Origin of the sequence: Saccharopolyspora sp. 6V (assembly GCF_020176785.1) — a bacterium.
In the GTDB taxonomy this organism is placed as follows: domain Bacteria; phylum Actinomycetota; class Actinomycetes; order Mycobacteriales; family Pseudonocardiaceae; genus Saccharopolyspora_C; species Saccharopolyspora_C gregorii.
Map to the genome: position 1 here is coordinate 1 of NZ_JAIUKB010000227.1, position 2,014 is coordinate 2,014.

Sequence of the window (2,014 nt, forward strand, 5' to 3'; positions counted from 1 at the left end):
TTTTGTATATGAGACTGGCGGTGGGGTGGTCGCGGGCGCGCAGCGAGTAGGGGGCGATGGTGGTCTTGGCGGGGTTGTTCTGGCTCCAGTCGAGGAAGACCTTGCCGGTGCGGGCGGCGCGGTTCATCTTCGCCAGCAGCGCGTCGGGGTGTTCGGCGGCGAGTTCGTGGGCGAGCCGCTTGGCGTAGGCGGAGGTGCGGTCGGGGCGTTCGGTGCGCACCGGGCAGTACAGCTGCATGCCTTTGGCGCCGCTGGTCTTCGGGTAGGCGCGCAGTCCGTCGGCGCGCAGCCGTTCGTGCAGGAGTTCGGCGGCGCGGCAGCATTCGACGATGGTGGCGGGTGGCCCGGGGTCGAGGTCGAACACGAGCAGGTCGGGGGTGTTGCGGGTGTCGTGTTCGCCGACGGTCCACTGGGGGACGTGGAGTTCGAGGGCGGCGAGGTTCGCGGTCCACACCAGGGTGGGCAGGGCGTCGATGAGCACGTGGTGGTTGACGGCGCGGCCGGTACCGTCGGCGCCGCTGACCAGGCGGGCGGTGGGGACCCAGTCGGGGGCGTGGCGGGAGACGTCCTTCTCGTAGAACGAGCCGGAGTCGACGCCGTCGGGGTAGCGGATGAGGGTGGTGGCGCGGCCGCGCAGGTGCGGCAGCAGCACGGGGGCGATGCGCCGGTAGTAGTCGATGACGTCGCGCTTGCGGAATCCGCAGGCGGGGTAGAGCACCTTGTCCAGGTTGGACAGGGTCAGTTCGCGGTCCTGCACTCGCACGGTCACGCGTCCCACGGTGGTGCTCCGGTCAGGACGCGGCGCGCGAGCCGTGGGTGGCGTCGCGGACGGCGTCTTCGAGTTCGGCGCGGTTCATCTTGGAGCGGCCGCGGACGCCGAGTTCTTTGGCGCGCTTGTCGAGTTCGCCCTTGGTGAGTTCGCCGAGCTCGTCTCCGTGCCCGCCGCGTCGGCTGCTGCTGCGGGTGCCGCGGGCGTGTTCGACGCTACGGCGGAGCGCGTCGGTGAGGTCGATGACGTCGGTGTCGGCGGCGGGTTCGGCCTCGGCGGCGGGTTCGACGCCGCGGGCCTTGTCGGCGAGGAGTTGTTCGACGCGGTCGGTGTAGGTGTCCTCGTAGTCCTCGGGGTGCCATTCGCCGGTCATGGATTCGATGACGGTCTCGGCCATTTCCAGTTCCTTGTCGGAGGGCGCCGAGCCTGCGGTGTCGCCGATGATCTGGGCGGGGTCGCGGATCTCGTCGGCGAAGAACAGCGTGTTGAGGGCGAGCGCGGCGTCGTCGGCGCGCACGGCGGTGAGGTATTCCTTGCCGCGCAGCACGAAGGTGGCGATGCCGACCTGGTTGGTCTGCTCCATGGCGCGGCGCAGCAGGTCGTAGGGCCGGTGGTTCTCCTTGGCGTTGGGTGCGAGCCAGTAGGTGCGCTGGAAGTGCACCGGATCGATCTCGTCGAGGTCGACGAAGGAGGTGATGTCGATGGTGCGGGAGCGGCCGGGGGCGATCTCGTCGAGCTCTTCCTGGTCGACGGTGATCAGGGTGCCTTCGACTTCGCGTCCTTTGACGATGTCGCCGTAGTCGACCTCGTCGCCGGTGCGTTCGTTGACGCGCTTGTAGCGGACGCGGTCGGTGGTGCCGCGTTGGTACTGGTGGAAGGAGGGGCTGTGGTCCTCGGTGGCGGCGTAGAGGCCGACCGGGATGGTCACCAGGCCGAAGTTGATGGAGCCGGTCCAGATCTTGCGTGCCATGACGTGCCTCCCTCGCTGCCGGGCGACCCGGCCCGTCATGTCCCCACGATGCGCCGCGCTTCGGCTGATCGCACGGTCCGCGGTGTTCAGCGCAGCCGGTGGGTGCCGTCGGGGAGGCGTTCGGTGCGGCCGTCGCGGGCGAGCAGTTCCAGCAGGGGCAGGGCGACGCGGCGGGTGGTGCGCAGGGCGCGGCGGGCGTCGGCGGGGGTGAACGGCTGGGGCAGGGTGGCGAGCACGTCGCAGGCGTGCCGGTCGGCGCCCGCGGCGAGCACGAT

General features: G+C 70.4%; 3 protein-coding genes. All 3 read right to left on the bottom strand.

The window, feature by feature from the left end; translation table 11 throughout:
• Window positions 1-778, bottom strand: a 778-nt coding sequence (ligD, locus tag LCD35_RS29630; protein ID WP_225045317.1) for a non-homologous end-joining DNA ligase, incomplete at its 3' end; no start/stop codon positions are given.
• 13 nt (window positions 779-791) lie between these two features.
• Complete coding sequence (locus LCD35_RS29635) at window positions 792-1,739, bottom strand: Ku protein (protein ID WP_225045318.1); 948 nt, start codon at window positions 1,737-1,739, stop codon at window positions 792-794.
• Window positions 1,740-1,825: 86 nt separating this feature from the next.
• Window positions 1,826-2,014: SelB C-terminal domain-containing protein (locus LCD35_RS29640; protein ID WP_225045319.1), on the bottom strand; the 189-nt coding region annotated here is incomplete at its 5' end.

Excerpts from the sequence above, each read along its gene's own strand:
- LCD35_RS29635 (WP_225045318.1), bottom strand. The coding sequence starts at position 1,739 with ATGGCACGCAAGATCTGGACCGGCTCCATCAACTTCGGCCTGGTGACC.